21 protein-coding genes, 1 other RNA gene and 1 pseudogene are annotated in these 24,288 nt (G+C 31.1%); 21 read left to right on the plus strand and 2 right to left on the minus strand.

Features of this window, described 5'->3' with window-relative positions:
* Nucleotides 1-144: 144 nt before the first annotated feature.
* Nucleotides 145-2,285 (plus strand): annotated as a pseudogene (gene rnr, locus RCG18_RS08725) (ribonuclease R); the annotation flags it as partial.
* Nucleotides 2,286-2,708: 423 nt separating this feature from the next.
* Here the strand turns inward: rnr and RCG18_RS08730 are convergent.
* Complete coding sequence (locus RCG18_RS08730; RefSeq protein ID WP_308040918.1) at nt 2,709-3,491, minus strand: response regulator; 783 nt, start codon at nt 3,489-3,491, stop codon at nt 2,709-2,711.
* A gap of 170 nt (nt 3,492-3,661) precedes the next feature.
* On the opposite strand from RCG18_RS08730, the gene smpB reads away from it, so the two are divergent.
* The 12 genes from smpB (at nt 3,662) to RCG18_RS08790 (ending at nt 17,579) form a co-directional block, all read left to right on the plus strand.
* Entirely contained in the window at nt 3,662-4,135 is a 474-nt protein-coding gene (smpB, locus tag RCG18_RS08735; protein ID WP_308040919.1) for an SsrA-binding protein SmpB, read from the plus strand.
* A 257-nt stretch (nt 4,136-4,392) separates the two neighbouring features.
* Nucleotides 4,393-4,746, plus strand: a transfer-messenger RNA (tmRNA) gene (ssrA, locus tag RCG18_RS08740).
* Nucleotides 4,747-5,000: 254 nt separating this feature from the next.
* Complete coding sequence (pepT, locus tag RCG18_RS08745; protein WP_308040920.1) at nt 5,001-6,227, plus strand: peptidase T; 1,227 nt, start codon at nt 5,001-5,003, stop codon at nt 6,225-6,227.
* A gap of 22 nt (nt 6,228-6,249) precedes the next feature.
* The gene (locus RCG18_RS08750; RefSeq protein ID WP_308040921.1) at nt 6,250-8,907 is read left to right on the plus strand and encodes a LuxR C-terminal-related transcriptional regulator; all 2,658 of its coding nucleotides are present in this window, start codon (nt 6,250-6,252) and stop codon (nt 8,905-8,907) included.
* A 478-nt stretch (nt 8,908-9,385) separates the two neighbouring features.
* A complete protein-coding gene (gene yjeM / locus RCG18_RS08755) occupies nt 9,386-10,912 on the plus strand; it encodes a glutamate/gamma-aminobutyrate family transporter YjeM (protein WP_308040922.1) in 1,527 nt (508 codons plus the stop codon).
* 73 nt (nt 10,913-10,985) lie between these two features.
* Entirely contained in the window at nt 10,986-12,386 is a 1,401-nt protein-coding gene (locus RCG18_RS08760; protein WP_308040923.1) for an aminopeptidase, read from the plus strand.
* Between the two features lie 304 nt (nt 12,387-12,690).
* Nucleotides 12,691-13,533, plus strand: coding sequence for a protein phosphatase 2C domain-containing protein (locus RCG18_RS08765; protein ID WP_308040924.1), 843 nt, complete (start codon nt 12,691-12,693; stop codon nt 13,531-13,533).
* A gap of 140 nt (nt 13,534-13,673) precedes the next feature.
* Nucleotides 13,674-14,129: a hypothetical protein gene (locus RCG18_RS08770; protein WP_308040925.1), complete on the plus strand. Its 456-nt coding sequence runs from the start codon at nt 13,674-13,676 to the stop codon at nt 14,127-14,129.
* Nucleotides 14,113-14,772, plus strand: coding sequence for an accessory gene regulator B family protein (locus tag RCG18_RS08775; protein WP_308040926.1), 660 nt, complete (start codon nt 14,113-14,115; stop codon nt 14,770-14,772). The genes RCG18_RS08770 and RCG18_RS08775 overlap by 17 nt, the downstream gene beginning before the upstream one ends.
* Before the next feature lie 2 nt (nt 14,773-14,774).
* Complete coding sequence (locus tag RCG18_RS08780) at nt 14,775-14,912, plus strand: cyclic lactone autoinducer peptide (protein WP_308040927.1); 138 nt, start codon at nt 14,775-14,777, stop codon at nt 14,910-14,912.
* Between the two features lie 83 nt (nt 14,913-14,995).
* Nucleotides 14,996-16,840 (plus strand): PAS domain-containing sensor histidine kinase, encoded by a 1,845-nt coding sequence (locus RCG18_RS08785; RefSeq protein ID WP_308040928.1) that lies wholly within the window; start codon nt 14,996-14,998, stop codon nt 16,838-16,840.
* 121 nt (nt 16,841-16,961) lie between these two features.
* Nucleotides 16,962-17,579: an acetate uptake transporter gene (locus RCG18_RS08790; protein WP_308040929.1), complete on the plus strand. Its 618-nt coding sequence runs from the start codon at nt 16,962-16,964 to the stop codon at nt 17,577-17,579.
* A 48-nt stretch (nt 17,580-17,627) separates the two neighbouring features.
* Here the strand turns inward: RCG18_RS08790 and RCG18_RS08795 are convergent, their stop codons facing one another.
* Nucleotides 17,628-18,467, minus strand: coding sequence for a S1-like domain-containing RNA-binding protein (locus RCG18_RS08795; RefSeq protein ID WP_308040930.1), 840 nt, complete (start codon nt 18,465-18,467; stop codon nt 17,628-17,630).
* A 294-nt stretch (nt 18,468-18,761) separates the two neighbouring features.
* On the opposite strand from RCG18_RS08795, the gene RCG18_RS08800 reads away from it, so the two are divergent.
* The 8 genes from RCG18_RS08800 (at nt 18,762) to RCG18_RS08835 (ending at nt 24,225) form a co-directional block, all read left to right on the plus strand.
* A complete protein-coding gene (locus RCG18_RS08800) occupies nt 18,762-19,454 on the plus strand; it encodes a DUF969 domain-containing protein (RefSeq protein ID WP_374119125.1) in 693 nt (230 codons plus the stop codon).
* Between the two features lie 18 nt (nt 19,455-19,472).
* Nucleotides 19,473-20,429, plus strand: coding sequence for a DUF979 domain-containing protein (locus RCG18_RS08805; RefSeq protein ID WP_308040932.1), 957 nt, complete (start codon nt 19,473-19,475; stop codon nt 20,427-20,429).
* 44 nt (nt 20,430-20,473) lie between these two features.
* Nucleotides 20,474-21,115 carry a pyroglutamyl-peptidase I gene (pcp, locus tag RCG18_RS08810; protein WP_308040933.1) on the plus strand — a complete coding sequence of 214 codons (642 nt, stop codon included), beginning with the start codon at nt 20,474-20,476 and terminating at the stop codon, nt 21,113-21,115.
* 12 nt (nt 21,116-21,127) lie between these two features.
* Nucleotides 21,128-21,541 carry a gamma-glutamylcyclotransferase family protein gene (locus RCG18_RS08815; RefSeq protein ID WP_308040934.1) on the plus strand — a complete coding sequence of 138 codons (414 nt, stop codon included), beginning with the start codon at nt 21,128-21,130 and terminating at the stop codon, nt 21,539-21,541.
* A gap of 274 nt (nt 21,542-21,815) precedes the next feature.
* Nucleotides 21,816-22,496: a Crp/Fnr family transcriptional regulator gene (locus tag RCG18_RS08820; RefSeq protein WP_308040935.1), complete on the plus strand. Its 681-nt coding sequence runs from the start codon at nt 21,816-21,818 to the stop codon at nt 22,494-22,496.
* Nucleotides 22,497-22,587: 91 nt separating this feature from the next.
* Nucleotides 22,588-23,454: an ATP-binding protein gene (locus RCG18_RS08825; protein ID WP_308040936.1), complete on the plus strand. Its 867-nt coding sequence runs from the start codon at nt 22,588-22,590 to the stop codon at nt 23,452-23,454.
* Nucleotides 23,455-23,469: 15 nt separating this feature from the next.
* Nucleotides 23,470-23,739: a hypothetical protein gene (locus RCG18_RS08830; protein ID WP_308040937.1), complete on the plus strand. Its 270-nt coding sequence runs from the start codon at nt 23,470-23,472 to the stop codon at nt 23,737-23,739.
* 132 nt (nt 23,740-23,871) lie between these two features.
* Entirely contained in the window at nt 23,872-24,225 is a 354-nt protein-coding gene (locus RCG18_RS08835; protein ID WP_308040938.1) for a carboxymuconolactone decarboxylase family protein, read from the plus strand.
* Nucleotides 24,226-24,288: the final 63 nt, after the last annotated feature.

Here is a 24,288-nt window from a genome sequence, read left to right on the forward strand (position 1 = left end):
AAAATTCAGTAGTATTTCTAAAATTTAATATTAATGTATATATTGTTGAATATTTTTCTTTGATTATTATAAAGATAATAATAATTAATTCTAGGTAATATAGACCTACCTTTATTAAAATCTAAAATGTACGGGGTGAGAAAGATGAATATAAGAGAAGTGCTTTTGAGCTTTATGAGAGAACAAGCGTATAAGCCTATGGATATAATTGAGTTAGAAAGGGTCTTTGACATAAAGAAATCAGAAAGAAAAGATTTTGAAAAAATATTAAGTGATATGGAAAAGGACGGGCAAATAGTAAAAACTCGTACTGAGAACTATGGAGTGCCAGATAGAATGGGATTAGTAGTTGGACGTCTTCAAGGTCATCAAAAAGGCTTTGGTTTTGTAATAGCGGAAGAAGAAAGACCAGATGTATTTGTACCATCATCATATATGAATGGTGCTATGCATGGAGATAAAGTTGTTGTAAAGATAACCAGAGAAGAGAATAAAGGGAAAAAATGCGAAGGGGAAATAATAAGAATTCTTGAACGGGCACATAAGACTGCAATAGGAATTTTTGAAGATAGCAAAAACTTTGGATTTGTTGTCCCTGAGGAAAAAAGAATATACCAAGATATATTTATACCTAAGGAATGTAAAAATGGAGCAAAAACTGGAGATGTAGTAATTGTAGAAATAACTACATGGCCAGATAAGAGGAGAAATCCAGAAGGAAAAGTTAAGGAGATACTAGGTAAAAAAGGTGATAAAGGAATTGATATATTAACCATAATTAAAAAATATGGTTTGCCAGAGGAATTCCCTCCAAAGGTAGAGGCATATGCAGATGGAATACCAGATGAAATATCAGAAGAAGAATACAAAAAAGAAAAGATTTAAGGGACTTAACGATTGTAACTATAGATGGTGAGGATGCAAAAGATCTAGATGATGCAATATCAATTGAAAAATTGCCTAATGGTAATTACTCCCTTGGAGTTCATATAGCTGACGTATCTAACTATGTAAAGGAAAAGAATCCTTTAGATAAAGAGGCTTTAAATAGAGGAACTTCAGTTTATTTAATAGATAGAGTAATACCTATGCTCCCTAGAAAACTATCAAATGGTATATGCAGTCTTAATCCTAGAGTTGATAGACTCACTTTAAGTTGTTTTATGGAAATAGACAAAACTGGTAAGGTTGTTGACCATGAGATTGTAGAAAGCGTAATAAAAACTTGTGAAAGAATGACATATACAAATGTAACAAACATACTTACAGAGCAAGATCCTGAGCTTATGCAAAGATATGATTATTTAGTAGATACTTTTAAGCTTATGGAAGAACTATGTGGTGTTTTAAATAAAAAGAGGCTAGGCCGTGGAGCTATAGATTTTGATTTTGAAGAATGTAAAATAATTTTAGATGAAATGGGCAAGCCAGTAGATATTAAGCCATATGAAAGAGCTATAGCAAATAGAATAATTGAAGAATTTATGCTTGTATGTAATGAAACTATAGCAGAGCATATGTTTTGGGTTAATATGCCTTTTGTATACAGAATTCACGAGGATCCAGATGAAGAAAAGCTTGCTCATTTTAGTGAGTTTATACACAATTTAGGATATGCTGTTAGATTTGGTGAAGAAGTACGTCCTAAAATGCTACAGAGTATAATAGAAAAAGTAAAAGGTAAAAAGGAAGAAACAGTAGTAAGTACTTTATTGCTTCGTTCTATGAAGCAAGCAAGATATTCACCAGATTGTGTAGGTCACTTTGGTCTTGCGGCTAAATATTATTGTCATTTTACATCACCTATAAGAAGATATCCTGACCTTATAATTCATAGAATAATAAAGGAATTTATAAACGGCCAAATAGATGAAAAGAGATCTAAGAGATTACTTGCAGAAGTAGAGTATGCGTCAAAGCAATCTTCAGAAACAGAAAGAACAGCTCAAGATGCGGAAAGAGAAGTAGATGATCTGAAGAAGGCTGAATATATGAGTGAAAGAATAGGTGAGGAATACGAAGGTATAGTATCTTCGGTAACTAACTTTGGAATGTTTATTGAACTTCCAAATACCATAGAAGGTCTTGTGCATCTTAGCACTTTAGATGACGACTACTATATATATGATGAGAGACACTTAAGCTTAATTGGAGAAAGAACTAAGAAAATATATAAGCTTGGTGATGAAGTGAAAATAAAAGTAGCAAGAGTAGATATGTTTGCCCATGAAATATACTTTGAAATCGTTAAAGGAGAGGAAGAAGATATGGAAAAAGGTGAATATACAACAGATGGAATAGGAAATAGCGACTTAAACAGTGAAAATGCTAAAATGAATAGCCATTATGTTGATCAAACAGCAACTGGTAAAGACAAAGAAGAAAATACATTAAAGCAGGCATCAATGTCACCTATAGGTGAAGATGAATATACGACAGATGGGATAGGAAACAAGGATCTAAATGACGAAGAATCAGCAGTAGTATTGACAGAAGAATTTCAAAGAAAATTAAGATAAGAACTATAGGATGAATTGAAATAGTTTTTACGAAGTATTTTTTTAGTCAAGTATAATAATAAAAGGTTTAATACTGAAAAAATTAAACTCAGTATTAAACCTTTTTTATTTAAGTCTCTCAAAATTTTAGTGTAAATCTTTTATGAATTACAATTGTTGAGACAAGCATTTTTAACTGCTATATATTTGTTAGTTGTTATTGTTCTTCAATTTTTTGATAAGAGCATAAGTTCTTATATTAGATTTAAGCTTTGCTATAAATATATCAGTATCAATAGGTTTGTTAATATAATCATTTGCACCTGCATTAAGCATATTAGATAGAATCTTATTATTAGTAAGTGAAGAAAGAACTATTATGGAAGAATCGATATTATCTCTTCTTATTTTTAAGATAACATTTTTACCAAATTCTCTTTCAAGGACTATATCTATAAGATATAAATCATATTTTTTATTACTTTCCATTAAGCTTTTTCCAGAAGAATAAAAATCTATATTCGTTATAGCATACTCAGATAAAATGTTCTTTACTACAGCAAGATCAAATTTATTATCATCTACTATGGCTATACTGGCTTCCCTTAAGCTTTGCATTAACTTATCTTCTGCAAGCATAAACTGAACATGTTTTAACAGTTCATCTGATAAACAATCCTTAGTTATGTAATCTGAAACACCTAGATTTAAAACTCTTTTTTTACTTTCTTCTACATCACTACCAGTTACGACAAATACAGGTATATGGCTTTTAGCACTAGTGTTAATGGTTATCATAAAGTTTTCAATAGTATCGTCAGGTATGAGTAAAGATGTTATTATCAAATCTATCTTTTGATTAGACTCATGAAGTGTTTTATAAACTTCCCCAGCTGTACATACGGAAATGCAGTTAAACCCATTTTCCAGTAGTGTATTTCGAACTATTTTCTTAATAAAATCACTTTGTTCCATATGTAGTATAGTATACATAATTGTCTCCCACCCCTATTTTATTTGTTTGCTAAGATTATATCATAGATTTACTAAGTAATGGAAACAAGTTTTTAATGGACTAAAGCTTCAAATAACATAAGCTTGACATAAACTTACTTATATTATATAATTTAGTACTACGAATAAAATCTAAAGTAGGTGTTTTTATGGCTAAAAGTACATCAAATAATAAAACGCTAGCTGAAAACAGAAAAGCAAGGCATGATTATTTTATTGAAGAAAGTATGGAAACAGGTATTGAACTTGTTGGAACAGAAGTAAAATCTATAAGATTAGGCAAAGCAAATTTAAAAGATAGCTATGCAGAGATAAAAAATGGAGAAGTTTATGTTTGCAATATGCACATAAGCCCATATGAGAAGGGAAACATATATAATAGGGACCCCCTTAGGGACAGAAAACTACTTCTTCATAAAAGCGAGATTGCCAGGCTTTTAGGATTCACTACTCAAAAAGGTTATACATTAATTCCACTATCCTTATATCTTAAGAATGGAAGAGTAAAAGTTAATTTAGCAGTAGCTAGAGGTAAGAAGAATTATGACAAAAGAGATGCTATGCTTGAAAAGGCGGCTAAACGAGATATAGATAGGCAGATGAAGGAAAAATTAAAATATTAATACTGATTAGAACCATTAATGTTCTAAGACTTACAATTAGGTATTAATTATGTAACATTTACTATTGATTAATAATTAAATTTGATGTAATATAGTAATCGTCAGGTGATTATATCAATATGAATCATTGAAAATTTAATATAAGTTTGCGTAGCAACACACTGTTGCCATATATAACAGTTGAAAGTGTTATTTATAAGATGATACTTAGTTACTTTGACTAATAATCTATAGTATCAGCTGTCAACTTTTAATATGGGGGCGTACTTGGTTTCGACGGGGGTGCGTTGTATTTAGGAAGCGAGTCGAGGGAGCCTGTGGGCCCGCGTTAAAAAACTACGGGAATAAAGATAAACGCAAACGATAATTTTGCATTAGCAGCTTAGTCTGCTACGTCCTACCTTTGAGTCCCGCGGCTTAGGATAGGGCGTCGACAGCGGGGTACCGAGCTCTACAAAGCTTTGAGTAGAGAACGGAAATTATGAAGCTACTGAAGCCAGCAGCCTGTCCTTAGGCGTCTGGTGAAGGGAAGTTTAAACTAAGGACTGCACTCGGAGATGCCTAGGTATTACTGCTTTCGGACGTGGGTTCGACACCCACCGCCTCCACCATACATATCAAAAACCGTACTATTAGTTTAGTACGGTTTTTATTATATATTAAAATAAATCAAAATATCCACCTATACAATCATACTTTAGGTGGATTGCAAATCTTATAAATATCTGTACAGGGCATTGGTTATAGGATAAAATTAAAAATTTATTGAAGACTAGGCTTTTATTTTTTAAAATTATAATATAGATTAGTATTATAGAAGATAATTTATCCTATAAAAAGATTAAATATTGAAGGAGAGACATCAATGTCTAAAGTTATAGAAAGATTTATTAATTATGTAAAATATGACACTACATCTGATGAAAATTCCGCAACGATCCCTACTACACCGGGACAATTAGAACTAGCCAAAGATTTAGTAAAAGAGTTAGAAGAAATTGGAATGAGAGATGTTTGTTTAGACAAGAATAGCTATATAATGGCAACATTACCAGCCAATGTTGACAAAGACATTCCTATAGTAGGATTTATCGCACATATGGATACTAGTCCAGAAGTTTCAGGAGCAAATGTAAATCCTAAGTTTGTAGAAAACTATGGTGGCGAAGATATAATATTAAATGAGGAGCAAAATATAATTCTCTCTCCTAAAGATTTCCCGGAATTAAAAAACTACATTGGTAAGACATTAATTACAACAGATGGCACAACACTTCTTGGTGCAGACAACAAAGCAGGAATTGCTGAGATTATGACTGCTATGGAATTTTTGATACAGAACCCTCAGGTTAAGCATGGGACTATCAAAGTTGCCTTTACCGTTGATGAAGAGGTTGGAAAAATAGCAGAGTACTTTGATGTTGAAAAATTTAATGCTGATTTGGCTTATACCCTTGATGGAGAATCTATTGGCGGATTAGAATATGAGAATTTTAATGCAGCTAGCATAAAAATAACTATAAACGGGATAAGTTATCACACAGGAAAAGCCAAAGGAAGAATGATAAATTCTATAAGTATCGCATCGGAGTTAATGAGTATGTTTCCAAAAGAAGAAACTCCAGAAAATACAGATGAATATGATGGATTTTACCATATAGGCTCAATTAGCGGTAGAGTAGAAGAAACAAAGATTCAGTACTTTATAAGAGACTTTGATTCAAAAAATTTCGAGAAAAGAAAGCAGTTCATTATTGATTTAGTGCAAAATGTAAACAAAAAGTATGGTGAAGGAACGGCTGTAATTGAGATTACCGAACAGTATAAAAACATGAAAGAAAAAATAGAAGCTGTAAAGTATATTGTTGATATAGCTATTGAAGCTATGAAAGAAGTAAATGTTTTTCCAGATGTTCGACCAATAAGAGGGGGAACGGATGGTGGTAAGTTATCTCATATGGGACTTCCTACGCCAAATATATTTTCAGGTGGACATAATATACATAGCAAATATGAGTATATCCCGACATATGCCATGGAAAAGGCCGTAGAGGTAATACTTAAGATAGTTGAACTATTTGCGGAAATATAAAAATGTTTGGGAGATGTGAAAAATGAGATTAAACTATAAGCATATTAAAGCTAAATTTATGATCCCAAAAAAGAAATGTAAAGTCATTTACAGAGATGAATTGTTGAATAAGTTAGATAAAGCTTTAAACACAAAACTTACTATTATATCAGCTCCAGCAGGAAGTGGGAAAACTACTTCTGTTATTTCCTGGATAAGTTTGAGAAACTTATCTGATAATACAATATGGATTTCATTAGATGAAAGAGACGACAATCCAGAGGTATTTTGGAGCTGTTTTGTTGCAGTAATTGAGGAATTAAGGAATAACGGTTTTAAATGTGATGCAATAAACTTTTATGATCAAGATGTTTCTATTGAATCAATAATAGAAGCACTTTTAAATAGCATTTCATCGATAAACAAGGATTTAGTATTTGTAATGGATGATTTTCATTGTATAAAAAACAAAGATATACTTTTAGGGATCAAGAATTTTATCGATAGTATTCCCGATAATATTCATCTTATAATAACCAGCAGAACAAAGCCGAATATAAATATCTCAAAATTAAGATTAGATGGAGAAGTAACTGAAATAGACAGAAACGAATTGAGTTTTTCTTTAGATGAAACTTCGGAGTTTTTAAGTAATATGGGAGTACAAATACCAGAAGAAGGCGTAAAGATATTAAATGAACGCACAGAAGGCTGGATAGCAGGGCTACAGATTGCTGTATTATCTATGCAAGAAAAAAAGGACATTATGGAACTGGTTGAAGGCTTTTGTGGAAGCAATAAATATGTACAGGATTATTTTGATGAAGAAGTTTTTTGTAATCAATCAGAGGAAACGATAGAATTTTTATTAAATACATGTATTTTAGATGAGTTAACAGCAGATTTATGTAATGCAGTTAACTGTCAAAAAAATAGTCAACAAATTCTTGAGAAAATATATGAGGAAAATTTATTTATTGAAAAATTGGATTGTGACGGGAAATCCTTTAGGTATTATAGACTTTTTAAAGAGTTTTTGATTAATAAGGTAAGTGGATTAAATAAAGATAAAATTTATGAAGCTAGTAGCAAAGCTGCTGAATGGTATGAGGGAAATGGACTCATAAATAATGCTATCAATCAATATGTAAGAGTAGAAAATTTTCATCAGGTAGAAAAGCTATTAGAAGAAGAATGTATAAAAAAGATTTTAAGCAATGATTATTTCTATGTAATGTATTGGTTAGAAAATATGCCGCAGGATATTATCATAAAAAATCCAAGACTTTGTATAACTTATATGTATATACATATATACGATGATAGCAATTATAATAAATACTTAGAGCTTACTGAAAAGATAATCGAAAGCTATGGGGATGAAGAGTATAGGAATGAGTGTTTAGGAACATTATCTATTGTTAAGGGAGACAAAGGCCTCATAAGGTCAGAATATAAAAAAAGTATAAAATATTATGAAGACGCACTAGGTTATTTGAAAAATGACGTGTTTTGGAGTGCAATAATAAACTTAAAGCTAGGAATAGCATACTTTTATTCAAAGGATTTTGTTTCTGAGAGAAAAAGCTTTGATCAAGCAGCGCTTTTAAGCCAATCTTATCAAGATAATAGCCTAAGCTTAGTAATAAATAGAGCAATGATTTTTACAAAATTCTTAAGAGGTCAATTGATTGAGTGTGAAAATATATGTAATGAGTGTTTAAGTAACAATGTAAGTGACGAGTTGAAAAAGCCTTCGTTGATGGCAATTTTTTATATAATATTAGCATTGGTGTACTATGAGAAAAATGAAATTAGTAAGGCAGAAGAATATGTACTAAAAGGTATAAAATTTGCGGAGAAACAAGGAGATTTTTATACTCACTATTACACGTTATGCTTAGGATACTATGTTTATCAAGGAATACTTATGGAAAAAGGCAGTAAAGGTGAAATAGATAAAATTAATGAAAAAATAGAAGAATTGTCACAAAAATATGGTGATAATAAACTATTAGATAGGTATCACTTTCATAAGTTAAAGGATTATTTTGAGATATTTAAAATGGAAAGGTTTATGGAATACGATAAGATCAATCTTGTAGAAAAACGTGTTACAATAATGGACTTTAGACTTACAGAGGAAATCGTTGTCTTTGCAAAGATGCTTATATTTAAGGGTAAATTTGATGATGCATTAATGTTATTAAATAAGGTTTTAAATTTCGACAAAGAACAAGATAACAAATATTTAAGTATAAGAGCCCATATTTATAGAACAGAAATCTTTTGTCAGAAAGATCAATATGAAAATGCCACAAAGGATTTAAGAGAAGCTTTAAACATTGGATATGAGAATGGATTTGTTAGAGTATTTCTATTCAAGCATTTAAAAATGAGTAAAATATTATTAAAAACTATAAAAGCTATGAAATTTAACAAAGACTATCATAAGATGGGAGAATACCTAAATAGAATATTGGCTCTGTATTCAACTAAAGAAAATAACGAACTAATAAGCAAGAGAGAAAAAGAAGTTCTAATGCTTATAGAAAACGGTGCAAAAAACTCAGAAATAGCACAAAAACTATTTATCTCAGAAAGTACAGCTAAAAGTCATATACTGAATATATTCAGTAAACTAGGTGTTCGTAACAGAATACAAGCCGTAGCAAAAGCTAAAGAAATAGGAATCATTTAGAATATACTTTTAATTAAACACACTATAGGGAACTAAATAGAAAGTTAACTTTCGGTCAATTAGCCCCTATGGTGTGTTTTGTTAATTCAGCATTTTTCGATATTGATATTTATAATCAGCTAAAAGTATGAGTTAGCACAATGTGTATTTCAACCTATTAATTCATACTTTGAGATGATTTAGACAATTTAAAAAAATGTTATAGTTATAATACATTGACAATAAATTAACATGAGTAACGAGCCAAAATCTTAAGTAGATATCGCAAATCTATGATTTGGTGATAGTCACTTACACAGCGTGCTGATTTTGATATGGTCGCTTACTCAGCGAGTACTCCTCAGAGTTTACGAAGAGGAGCTTCATAATTAAAAAGTTCTGCAGAGCTTTGTGAACCAATATTTGACAATGAACAACAGGCATAATAAAATCTTACTAAAAATTAAAAAGAAATTGCAATAACCAAGGAGGATAAAATATGGCTTCAAATGCGAGTTCAACTAAAAAGTTAACGCTGATATCATTAGTATTAATGATCTTCACATCAGTTTATGGATTTAACAATATTCCAAGATCCTTTTATAAAATGGGATATGCTGCAATTCCATGGTACATTTTATCAGGAATAGCATTCTTTATTCCTTTTGCATTAATGATGGCTGAGTTTGGTGCGGCATTCAAAGATGAAAAAGGTGGAATTTACTCATGGATGGAGAAGTCTATAGGACCTAAATTCGCATTCATGGGAACATTCATGTGGTATGCTTCCTATGTAATTTGGATGGTAAACGTTGCATCAGGTTTATGGGTTCCAGTTTCAAATGCTATATTTGGACAAGACACAACAAAGAACTGGTCTTTACTTGGATTATCTGGACCAAAGACTCTGGGAGTATTAGGAATATTATGGATATTATTTGTAACATTCGTATCAAGTAAAGGTTTAGATAAAATTAAGAAGGTTACTTCATTAGGTGGTACTGCAGTTGCAGCACTAAATATAATTGTTTGGATTGGTGCTATAGCAGTACTTATAGGAAACCATGGACAATTAGCGCAACCAATCGAAGGATTAAAATCCTTTACACAATCACCAAATCCTAAATTTGTTGGAAATACAATAGTTTCATTAGCATTCGTAGTTTATGCAATATTTGCATATGGTGGTATAGAGGTTGTTGGTGGTCTTGTTGACCAAACTGAAAATGCAGAAAAAACATTCCCTAAGGGAGTTCTTATATCAGCAGCAATAATATCAATAGGATATTCAGCAGGTATATTCTTAGTTGGTATATTCACTAACTGGTCAAGCGTTATGAACACAGAAGGCGTTCACTTAGGAAACGCAAGTTATGTTGTTATGGCTAACCTAGGATACGCACTTGGGACTGCTTTCGGAGCAAGCCAAGCTACTGCAACTATGATGGCTCATGGTGTTGCTAGATTCGTTGGACTTTCAATGTTCTTAGCATTATCTGGTGCATTCTTTACACTAATGTTCTCTCCATTAAAACAATTAATTGAAGGAACTCCAGCTAAATTATGGCCTGGAAAAATGGGAGAAATCAAAGATGGAATGCCAATAAACGCTATGTGGATTCAAGCAATCATAGTTTGTGCAATGATATTCCTAGTAGCTTTCGGTGGAGACTCAATGTCTAAATTCTTTGACATACTTGTTGCTATGACTAACGTAGCTATGACTCTTCCATATATGTTCCTAGCTGGTGCTTTCCCAGCATTTAAGAAAAAGACAGAAATCAAAAAGCCATTTGAAGTATTTAAAACTCAAGGAAGTGCTAATTTATGGACTTTGGTAGTTATATTAACAGTAGGCTTTGCTAACATATTCTCAATAATGGAACCAGCTATAAATGGTGATATAAAAATTACGATTTGGAGTATAGCTGGACCAGTATTCTTCTCATTAGTTGCATGGATAATGTATAGCAGTTATCAAAAGAAAAATATTGGACAAAATAAAGATATAGATAGTGCAATATAATCATAATTTAAAGCATAAAGGGAGTTTTTACTCCCTTTATTTTTAAAAACTATTATTTTAGGGGGTAATTTGTATGAGCAAAGAGCTAACAAAAAAATATGAATATGCTTGGGATAAGTATTCTGATGATGAGTTAAAAAGTTTATTTGACCTATCTGAAGGATACAAAGAATTTATGTCAAAATGCAAAACTGAAAGAGAGTGTGTGCATGAATTTATAGCTAGAGCAGAAAAGGCTGGGTTTAAGAATTTAGAGGATATCATAAAGCAAAAGGGCTCATTGAAAGCTGGTGATAAAGTTTATGCTAACAACATGGATAAATCCTTAGCTATGTTTACTATTGGAACAAATGTTTTTAGCCAAGGAATGAGAATATTAGGAGCGCATGTGGACTCACCAAGGATGGATTTAAAACAAAATCCGTTGTATGAAGATACTGATTTAGCTTTATTTGAAACCCATTATTATGGCGGTATAAAAAAATACCAATGGGTAACTCTTCCTCTTGCTATACATGGAGTTGTTATTAGGAAAGATGGCACAAAAGTAAATATTGTTATTGGAGAAGATGAAAAAGATCCTGTTGTGGGAGTATCTGATTTATTAATACATTTAGCAGCAGATCAGATGGATAAAAAGGCCAACAAGGTAATTGAAGGCGAAGACTTAAATGTATTAGTTGGAAGTATGCCAATTAGCGATAAGAATGCAAAGGATAGAGTTAAGCAAAACATATTAAGATTGCTAAATGAAAAATATGACATAACAGAAGAAGATTTTGTATCTGCTGAACTTGAAATAGTTCCAGCAGGAAAAGCAAGGGACTTTGGACTAGATAAGAGCATGGTTATGGCATATGGACACGATGATAGAATATGTTCTTATACTTCTTTTGAAGCTATGTTAAAAATAGAAAATCCAGAAAAAACCTGTGTAACTTTGTTAGTTGACAAAGAAGAAATAGGTAGTGTTGGAGCTACAGGTATGCATTCAAGATTCTTTGAAAATACAGTAGCTGAAATTATGGAGTTATGTGGAGAATATAGCGACATAAAGCTAAGAAGAACATTAAGAGATTCTAAAATGCTTTCATCAGATGTAACTGCTGCTTATGATCCGAATTTCCCATCTGTTATGGAGAAAAAGAATACTGCATATTTGGGAAAAGGTATAGTATTTAATAAGTACACAGGATCAAGAGGTAAGTCGGGTTCAAATGATGCTAACCCAGAGTATATAGCAGAAATAAGAGCTATCTTAGATAAGCATAATGTAACATGGCAGACTTCAGAACTTGGAAAAGTTGATCAAGGAGGCGGTGGTACTATAGCTTATATATTAGCTGAGTACGGAATGAATGTTATAGACTGTGGTGTTGCTCTTCATAATATGCATGCTCCTTGGGAAATTGCAAGTAAAGCAGATATATATGAGGCTGCAAAAGGATATGAGGCTTTCCTAAAAGAAGCATAATAGATAGTTTAATAATGCATTTGTATAAGTGTATTTAAAATAGAAACGTGGTGTATCAAGTTTAAAAAATGAAGCACCACGTTTTTTATTTTTTTTCTATATTTAACATACGGCATATCTTCTCTAAAGTTCATTTAAAAGCATTTAGTATTACTTTCAGATTTTAAGCTCTACATGAATATTGCTGACATAGCAGAAGAATGTTAAACTAATATGGAGGTAGTATTAAGAAATGTTACAGAAAATTTGTTATAATAGATTAAATCATAGGTATTATATTTAGCTATAGATTGGAGATGCTTTTATGTACTTTGCAAATTATGACTCTATATCTTTTCCCAGCAATAAAAATAACGAAGATATAGTTTTTGCTTCTAGCTTTTATGGATGGGTAATTGATGGAGCAACTGGACTTGCTAAAAAGAATATTACAGGTTGTACTAGTGATGCAGCTTGGTTTGTTAAAGCCTGGGATGAGTACCTCAAGAAGAATATAGATAATATGTCTTTGACTTTAAAACAGATAATAAATAATGGAATGGAATTTGTTGAAAGGGAGTTTTATAAACTAGATAAGACAAATTCAATAGACAAACTTAGCATACCTTCTGCATCTATTGCTCTTATACGCATTAATAATAATAAAATTGAATATTTTTTACTCGGAGATTGTACACTAATAGCTGAAAATGTTGATGGTAAGCACATTAAAATAAAGGATAAAAGTGTAGAAAAGCTGGATGGTATTGCAATAGAAGAGTTAAAGGGATATATGAAAGAGGACGGGTTAAACTTTAATGAAGCTAGAAATAGAGTAAGTGATTTATTAATTAAACATAGACTATTAAAAAATACTCCTAAAGGTTATTGGGTTTTAGAGTTTAATAGGGAAGCCATTGATAATGCTATCGTGGGAGAGTTGGAATTTGAACAATATAAAAAAGTTCTATTAATGTCTGATGGCTTTGCAGCGATTGCGGATGTTTATAAACATATTGAACACTCAAGCATTATCGGAGCAGTAGAAAAATTAGGTTTAAACAGAGTGTATGAAATTATACGAGAGATTGAAAATGAAGATATTGATATGAAGAAATACCCTAGATTAAAAGTAGGGGACGATGCCTCGGCAATTATTTTTTGCTAATAATAAGGATGATTTCTATTTTTGTAGAAATCATCCTTATTTTGTATTATAGTTGTTTTCCTTGTGAGAAAATAGTGGTATAATTATAATAAAATTGAGTTTTAGGAAGGTATAATAATTTTATGCTTCAATTAACTTTTATGGAAATTTTTTTTAGGGTTATTCCTGAGTCATTTTTACTTATTCTATTAGTATATTTAATTTGTAATAAAAATATTCGCAACAAAGCCTATTTTATATCAGGTATCATTTTAGCAGTAAGTACATATTTAGTAAGAGCGCTGCCTATTCAATTTGGTATACATACCATTATCATTATTATGATTTTTATTGTAATAAATAATTCTATAAATAAAATACCTGTGAAAAAGTCTATAGCTTCTTCTATGGTAGCAATGATAACTTTATCTATATGTGAGTCAGCTAACTTTTTTATACTATCTTTTGCAAAAGTTAATATGGAAAAAATATATAGCAACGCTATGCTAAAGACAATTTACTTTACACCTTCTTTAATATTTTTTGCAATAATAGCCTATATGTTATACTTATTGAAAAATAAAGTAAAAAGAGGATTTAATGATGTATCTAATTGAAAAGATATCTAACAAGTTAGCCTATAATATATCTAATGCATTAAAATTAGATAAGGACCAAGAAGAGATTGTTGCCTATGGAGCATTTAATTTATTGCAAGTTTTATGGGCTATTTTATGGGTTGTAATATTTGGACTAGTTTTCAATACATTAATAGAAGCTATGATCGTCACTTTTACTATAGCGCTACTAAGAAAATATTCTGGTGGAGCTCATTTTAGTTCTCCTAATATATGTGCTGTAGTAGGAGGAATAATAAGTTCAGTTTTAGCACTTATGATAGTTAAAACCTTTCCTTCAGTTAATGCTAAATTAATAACTTTTATAGAGCTAATATTATTAATAATTTGCTATTATAATATTAGCAAGCTTGCTCCAGTAGATAGTCCTGCTAAGCCTATAACAAAGATTGAAAAAAGAAAACTTTTAAGAAGATACTCTATATTAATGTTTAATATAATGTCAACAATAATATTGTTGTTAACGTTCCTATATTTTAGATATAACAGTACTTTGTTTCTACAGTGGGGTGGATTGGTGTTTATAGGAATAGTATGGCAAACATTAACTCTCACATCTACAGGTCATCAATTTTTTAATAAAATAGATGAAACTTTTAAAATAAAAAAAGGGGGAATTTAAAGATGAAAAAGAGAATTATGAATGTTATCATGGGATTAGGAGCTAGCATTTTGACGCTTATTGCTTTTTCAACATCAGCATCAGCATGTGTACTAGCTGCATACCAGCCTAAAGAGCCAAAATGTCTTAGAGAAGAATAGCAAGATAATGGGATAATATAAGGATCATATTTTGATCCTTATATTATTATTTTAATATATAAAAATATATGGATGTGAAAGAGATGGATAACATTGAACATAGAAGGCAGAAAAATATAAATGATATAATAACTATCGTAAAATTAACATCGTTATTTTTTTGTGCAATAATATTCTGCAGCAACTTTTTAGCAAAAGATGAGGGGATAACTATTGGAAGAAATGGTTATTTTAATTCTCTAGCGTTTTTAATGATATCAGCTGTAACTGTAGGGGTATATTGGTTGTGGAGTTTGTTTTCAATAAATAGAATGGTATACGAATGCAATAAGAAGATTGCAATAGTTGAGAATTTCATTTTTATTTCGATATTTTCAATTCTTATAGTAAAATCTGATGCTCATTTAAGTCAATATAAGTTTTTATTTCTATTTATAATTATTACATCAACCCTACAACTAGGAATGAAGTACGGAATGCTTATGGCTGTAGTTTCCTCTGTAATAATATTAGCCATTGATTTAATATATGCTAATAATAGACCGGTAAATATGTATTTTCAAAATGATTTAATTCTGGTTGGCGTGTTTATTTTGACAGCTTGGCCTTTAGGATACTATGTAAAAATTGAAAATGAAAATATAAAGAGGAAAAATCAACAGCTTAAAGAACTAAATAAGGAGCTAAATAAAAAGGATAGACAACGTAAGTATATGGAAGGAGTACTTCTAAAAAACGAAGCTTGTTACAATTTGCTTATTCAGAATTCCAGAGATGCTATTTTTGTTCATCGTGATTATAAATTAATATTTTCAAATGAGGGTGCGGCAAGACTCATTGGTTTTATAAATGCAGAAGAGTTAATTGGAAAATCAATTTTAGATTTTATCCCTAATGATGAAAAAGATAGCATGAAACAAAAGCTTCTAAAGGTATATGATGAAAAAGCCACCATGTTAACTTTTGAAGATAAAATAGAAAAAAATAATGGGGAGATAGCTGTTGTACAAAACACATCTACCTATTTTATATATGAAGGTAAGCCAACAACACTAAGCATATTTCGTGACATTACACCAGAAAAGCAAGTAGAAAAACTACAAAAGGATGTAGAAAAAAATATAGAGTTATTAAAAGAAACTCGCGAATTTAATAAGTTTATTACAGAATTCTTCTCTAACATCTCTCATGAGTTGAAAACACCTTTGAATGTTATATTCGCTGCCGTACAGGTACTAAGCTTATACAATAATACTGGTGAAGAATTCAAAGATAAACAAGATAAGTATTTAGATGTTATGAGGCAAAACTGCTATAGGCTTATGAGATTAATTAATAATTTATTGGATATAACTAGAGCAGACTCGGGATTTCTTAAACTTAATGCTCAAAATTATAATATTGTAAGTGTTATAGAAGATATAACATTATCTGTTGCTTCATATGTAGAAGATAAAGGAATAAGTCTTATATTTGATACTAATGTAGAAGAAAAGGTAATGGCCTTCGATCCATATAAAATCGAACGAATCATTCTTAATCTACTTTCAAATGCAATTAAGTTTACTAACCCTGGAGGTGAAATATATGTAAACATAATTGATAGGGAGAGCATTGTTACTATTTCCGTAAAGGATACCGGTGTAGGAATACCAGAAGACAAGCTTCAAGAAATATTTGAAAGATTTGGGCAAGTAGACAAAACATTAAGTAGAAACCGTGAAGGAAGTGGTATTGGGTTGTCGCTTGTTAAGTCCTTTGTTGAAATGCACGGTGGAAAGATTCATGCTAAAAGTAAATTAGGCGAAGGAAGTGAGTTTATTATTGAGCTTCCTGCAGTAGTTTTAGAAGAAAATGAGGACGAAAGTTTCACACACGAAACAAATACTGAAAGAATTAATATCGAGTTTTCTGATATATATAAATAGTTGATAATTGACAGTGGACAGCTGTGGATGATTTTTTTACTTAAAACCTCACAATTATGTTTGACATCCTCGACAAATTCTGATAATTTCTTATAGGAATATATTATTAGAGGAGGTACTCATGAGTACGAGTCAAACACAAAACGTTAAAATTTTGAACTGTGACCCTTCGGCACTAGGTTTATTTGGACTAGCTATGGTAACCCTTGTAGCATCATCACAAAAGTTAGGATTAACACAAGGAACTTCTTTTGTATTACCTTGGGCAATCTTTCTTGGTGGTTTTGCACAACTATTTGCTTGCTTAAACGATTCAAAGAGACAAAATGTTTTTGGAACAACTGCCTTTGGAGCATATGCATTTTTTTGGTTTGCAGTAGGAGCTTCTTGGATGATTAAAGGTGGAGCTTTTGGACAAACTTTAGCATCTGCAGTAGATGCTAAACAACTAGGATTTGCTTATATAGGGTATTTAATATTTACTATATTTATGACTATAGGGGCAGCCGAAACAAATAAGGTATTATTTATAATATTTTTCCTTATAAACTTTTTATTCTTAGGTTTATCACTTAATGCATTTGGAATTATGCCTGAGTTTTCACACGAATTAGCTGCGTACTCAGAGTTATTTATATCAATTTTTTCTTTCTATGGTTCTGCAGCATCAGTTTTAAATCCACACTTTGGAAGAACGTTCTTACCAATAGGAAAACCTTTTGGAATATTTAAAAAGTAAAATAAATCACCACATTGAGTATTTTTCTTAATGTGGTGATTATTTTAACTATTTTAGTTTTGTTCCTTTTTCATCTTGAACTATTAAGTTTCTTTTCATAAGTCCACCTAAAGAGTTTTTAAAGTTATTTTTACTTACATGAAAAGTATCAGATATTTCTTCTGGTGAGCTTTTGTCATTAAAAGGCATAAAACCACCGTGCTCTTTTAGATATTCTAAAATAGTATCTTGAAGTTCAGTTCTTTGAATTTTTCCAGCTTTTCTTGGAGTAAGGCCTAGTTTTCCATCTTCATAAATTTTAATTATAGTTAGGTCAAGTACATCTCCATGTTTTATATCCCTATAATATTCATTTTTTAGAATAACACCCTTATACATATTATCAACAGCTACCATAACACTTTGATTAGTTTGGAAACCATAAACTGTTCCAGTAACAGAATCGCCTATGCTGTATTTATCTGTGTCCTCTAAATATCTATCTATATCGGTAGTAGCAGCTATTCTTCCAGTCTTATCTAAATAGATATAAAATAAATAAGATTTATTATCTAGTAATCCATAAAGCTTTTCTTTAAATGGTACTAATATATCTCTTTCTAGACCAAAGGCTACAAAGCTTCCTATTTTTGTAGTAGAAACTACTTTAAGATAAGCTAACTCCCCAACTGTAGCTAAAGGCTTCTTTAAAGTAGCAATTAATCTATCCTTTGAATCCCTGTATACGAAAGCTTCCACTTCATCATCTATATTAAGTTCGTTGCCTAGCGCACTCTTGTTTGGAAGCAAGATATCATCACTAGTACGTCCTGTACCTGCATCTAAGTAGTATCCAAAGTCTGCTTTTCTCACAACCTTTAATTTATTAAAATCACCTATGTTTATCAATAGTTATTACCTCACTTTGTTTATATTAATATTTTTCTCAGTACTTCTTATTTTAACACAATTTATCAAATTTATATTAATAATTTAAGATATTAGTAGGTAAAAATCAAGTTAATTGTTAAATTTTTGTATAGGCTTATAACCAGAGAATGTGTCTAAAGTATGACAATCTATTATTGAAATGTTGAAAAGATTAAAAATATATTAACAAATTGTAGTCTGGGATACAAAATTAATCTTAATATTATGGTATTTTATTATTAAATATTTAGTATTAAGAGGAGGAATAAAATGATAAAACTAATCGGTATCTTAATTATCATAGTAGGCTTTATTATAAAGTTAGATACTATTGCAGTAGTTGTTGTTGCTGGAGTAGTAACTGGACTTGTATCAGGTATGTCCTTTAATCAAATAATGGAGGTTTTAGGTAAGTCATTCGTAGTAAATAGATATATGTCATTATTTATTATATCCTTACCTGTAATAGGACTGTTGGAGAGATATGGTCTTCGTGAAAGAGCAGCTTATCTCGTTAGTAAGATAAAGTCAGCTACAGTTGGAAGACTAACAGCAAGCTATCTAGTAATAAGAACTCTTGCTTCAATGTTCGGTTTAAGACTTGGTGGACATGTTCAGTTTATAAGACCACTTATACTTCCAATGGCACAGGGAGCTGCAACTAATAGATATGGAGATATAGAGGAAGAGGATGAAGAAACTATAAAAGGACTTGAAGGTGCTGTTGAAAACTATGGAAACTTCTTTGGTCAAAATTTCTTTGTAGCATCAGGAGGAGTACTTTTAATAGTTGGTGTTATGAAGGAACAGGGATTTAATGTTGAAGCTATTGATATTGCTAAAGCGTCATTGCCAATCGCTCTTATCATAATGGTAATAGGCATAATACAGTTTTTATATTATGATAAAAAATTCGATAAGAAATATAAGTCATCAAATTCTAATAATTATAGTGAAAAGGTTTAGATTTAGGGAGGTGAAGCTATGTTAAAAGATATATTAACTGAATTATTATATGTTTTATGTGGACTTGTTTGTTTCTTTTCAGTATATGTAACTTTAAAGGATAAAAAGCATCCATCAAGAATTCCAACCGCACTTTTCTGGGGAATTTTAGGGTTTATTTTTACTTTTAGCCAAATAGGACTTCTATGGGGGAATAAGAACGTTTTTGTGAGCTATACTTTTATAGGATATCTTATATTAGTAATGGCAGTTCTTTCTGCTTGTAAGCTTGTTAAATTTAACAGCTTCAGTGAGTCATCAAAAGAATTTAAAGAGAAAATGTCTATGAAAATAGGAAATAAAATATTTATACCGGCTATATTGCTCGGAACAGTTGCATTTCTTGTTGCTCAGTTTTGGACAAAACAGCTTGGTTCTCTTGTGTCACTAGGTGTTGGAACTATTGTAGCTGCCGCATTTGCTTTTGGTATTACAAGAGGAAAATGTAGTGAGATGGCTGAAGATGGTAGAAGGCTTCTTGAACTTGTAGGACCTATGAATATTCTTCCCCAACTCTTAGCTGCACTAGGATCACTTTTTGCAGTGGCTGGAGTTGGAAACGTAATTGCTGGAGGAATTAAGACATTTATTCCTCAAGGTAATATACTTCTTGGAGTTATAGCTTACTGTGTTGGTATGGCATTATTTACAATGATTATGGGAAATGCTTTTGCAGCATTTGCAGTTATAACTGCAGGAATTGGTGTTCCTTTTGTTTTTGCACAAGGGGCTAACCCAGCTATAGCATCGGCTATAGCACTAACGGCAGGCTTCTGTGGAACCTTGTTGACACCTATGGCTGCAAATTTTAATATAGTTCCACTTGCTATCCTAGAGGTAAAGGATAAAAAATATGGAATTATTAAATATCAAGCTCCTGTAGCTATAGTAATGCTTGTTATTCATATAGCGTTAATGTATTTTTGGGCATTTTAAAATTATAAGAATATAAAATTAAAATATATTAGAGGTGTTTAGACATGAAGGTATTAATAACAGGATTTGAACCTTTTGGAGGAGAAAAAATAAACCCTTCCTTTGAAGCGGTAAAAAAACTTGAAAATAAAATTTGTGGTGCAGATATAGTTAAAGCTGAAATACCAACAGTATTTCATAGATCAATTAAAGAATTAGAAAAGTGCATAGATGGTGAGCAGCCAGATGTAGTTATCTGTGTTGGTCAAGCGGGTGGAAGATTTGACATAAGTATTGAAAGAGTTGCAATCAATGTTGATGATGCACGTATTGAAGACAACGATGGTAATAAACCTGTAGATGAACCAGTATTTAAAGATGGGAAAAATGGATATTTTGCAAATATCCCTATAAAAGCAATGGTGGAAGAAATAAAGAAGGCTAGTATCCCAGCATCCGTATCCAATACTGCAGGAACTTATGTATGTAACCACTTAATGTATGGATTGCTTTACTTAATTGATAAAAAATATCCTAATATGAGAGGTGGATTTATACATGTTCCTTTTATAGCTGAACAAATTATAAATAAACCTAATGTTCCATATATGGAAACAAGTAAAATTACAGAAGGATTAACTTTAGCAATTAAGGCTGCAGTTGAAAATGAAGAGGATCTAAAGATAAATAATGGTAAGATATGTTAGAAGGTGACTAATTTGAGCAATAAAATTTTTGTATATGGTAGTTTACTAGAGGATTTCTTTAATTATAATAAATATTTAAAAGGAAAAGTATTAAAAAGAAGTTATGCTAGAACCAAAGGGAAGCTTTTTCATCAAATTCATAAAGGATATCCAGCTATGATAGAGGGCGATGACTTTGTGTATGGTGAACTACTAGAAATAGATGACTGGGATAACACCGTTATCGAGTTAGATAAGCTTGAAAATTTTTATGATGAAGATAATGCAAATAATGAGTATAATAGGGTATTGCTGCAAATTGAACAACTAGAGGATAGCTCAGTAATATCAGCTTTTGTTTACATGTATAATTGTAAAGATAAACAAGCGTTAGAAAAAGAGAAATACATACCTTATGGTAATTGGAGAACATTTATGAAACGGTAATTAAAGATGAACCAAGCTGTATATAACAGAATTGGTTCATTTTTTATTTCCGCTAAAATCAAGCTGCTATTTTGAGATTTGGAAATGTGTCCCTTTGTATAAGTTAATTTCTCTATACTAGAATTTACAGCGCTAATTTGCTAAAATAGTCTAAGAATTTTACAAATTTCACTTCAATTTCACATATTTTTATGTTACAAGTATATGATATAATAACTTTTTGGGGATAAGCAGTAATACATATGTGATATTGAATTAATAAAGAGGGGATAACATGTATCAGAAGTTCTTTGATTCTAATAGGCAATCAGTAATGAGAAAATATTTTTTAAACGAAGCGAGTAAGCTTGGACAAGTTAGAAAATATAAAAAACATGAGTTGATAAATATTAACTTAGAAAGTTATGTGGCTATAGTAGTAAAAGGAGTAGTGACACAAAGTGTCATTAGTTTGAAGGGACATGAAAAAGCTCTCTATTTGATAAGGCCGGGTGAGATATTTGGGGAAATGGTATGTTTTTGTGGCGGATCAGATTCCATAATTGCAAGAGCAAAAGTAGATTCAGAGGTATCAATTATAAATAGAGATGTTTTAGAACAAGAGCTAGGCAAACATCCAGAGATCTATAGACATTTTATTCACAGTATAACAAGAAAGTTCAGAATTGTTATGCTCCAGCTTACAAATACTACTTTTAATGATTCTATTGGAAGAATTGCAGATACCTTATTGAGATTATCTTCTTGTGAGAATGATGATTCTAAAAAAGGTAAAATTTTAAATATGGTATTTACACATCAAGAGTTAGCCTACAATATTGGTTGTTCAAGAATAACAGTTACTAAGTGTTTAAATGAATTTGAGAAAAGAAATATTATAGGATATGAAAATAAAAAAATTATAATCAATAAACCTGAAGAACTAGAAAAATATATTGATATTATTGAGGAATAATTATAAATTTTACAAGAGGATACATATTATAAAGACAAAGCTAGTTAAAGGTGCTATAATATTTCCGTAAACAGAGAGGTGGGAATTTAAAATGAGTGATATAGCAGGAAAAGGTTGCGAAGTACTAGTTCCATACGAAGAGCGAAAACCACTTCAGGAAATAGAACGAAGTATTACTAAAAGATACAGAAAACATATATGGTCAAAATTTGTAAAAGCAGTTAAGGACTTTAAACTAGTAGAAGATGGTGATAAAGTTGCAGTAGCTGTCTCCGGTGGCAAGGATAGTATACTCATGGCTAAACTATTTCAAGAATTAAAACGCCATGGTCAGATGAACTTTGAGTTGGAGTTTATTGCCATGGATCCAGGCTACCATCCAGACATAAAAAAGCTATTAATTGATAATTGTGAGTATTTAAATATACCAATTCATATTTTTGAATCAGGAATTTTTGATGTAGTAGATAAAATTGCACAGGATTATCCATGTTACATGTGTGCAAGAATGCGTAGAGGATCCTTATACAATAAAGCTAAAGAACTAGGTTGTAACAAACTTGCGCTAGGTCATCATTTTAATGATGTTATTGAAACTACATTACTAAATGTGCTATATTCAGGAAACTTTAAAACTATGATGCCTAAGTTAAAGGCTACAAACTTTGAAGGAATAGAGCTTATTAGACCACTATACTATGTTCATGAGGATTATATTAAACGCTTTATTCAAAACAGCGGTATATGGCCATTAAACTGCGCATGTATGGTTGCTGCTGAAAAGATAGGAAACAAGAGATACGAAATTAAGGATCTAATTGAATCCTTAAAGAAGAACTTTAAAGATGTTGAAAAGTCTATATTTAGATCAGCTCAAAATGTAAACATGGACTCCATCTTAGGATGGGAAAAGGGTGGAAAAGACTATTCATTTCTAGACTTTTATGATGAGGAGTAGTATTGGAGGAACAGTATGCTAAGAATATGGGGAAAATTGATTAAAGACAGTAAGACTCTAAAAGATGATGTTGTTACAGCTGATATAGAAGGAAGCTATCAGGATAACTTAAAGTTCTGTATAACTGAGCTTTGCAACAAATTTGACATACCTAAGCCATACTGGCTGCCTAGCAACTTAGATGAATACAACAGAAGAAGCAAAACTAGTTTTAATCATCATAATTTTGTTGAAGAGCTGGATTTTGATAGATTCATAATAGAAGAATTAGATAATGAAGAGTAATAAGCCGCACCTATAGAAAGGGTGCGGTATATTTGATAGAAAATTATAAATTATCTATTGAATTATTGTAAAATAGTTGCTATACTAATTGTTAGTAGGATAATTAAAATAAATTATTAGGGGGAATTTAATATGTCAAAAAATCCAAGAGAAATACTAAATAAATTTGTTGGAGGATTAGAAGCTGTTGGAGCAACTAATAAGGAAAACGTAGATGCTTTCATGAATTTACTTGGTACAGCTTATAAGCCAGGGAAATTAGATACAAAAGCAAAAGAGTTAATAAGTGTTGCTATTGGAGTGTACAATCGTTGTGAATACTGCATAGTATTCCATGCATACAAAGCTTTAGAAGCAGGAGCAACTCGTGAAGAAATAATGGAAGCTGCTATGGTTTCAGTTGCATTTGGAGGCGGCCCTACTATGGCTTACAGTGTTACATTATTAAAAGACAGCATAGATGAATTTGAAGGAGACTTCAAATAATATAGTGGCAAAAAGACGAAAGTTAACTTATACTCCGAGCTATGTTTCCAAGCTTCAGTCCGT

The organism is Clostridium sp. OS1-26, from assembly GCF_030915445.1.
Lineage (GTDB): Bacteria > Bacillota > Clostridia > Clostridiales > Clostridiaceae > Clostridium_AM.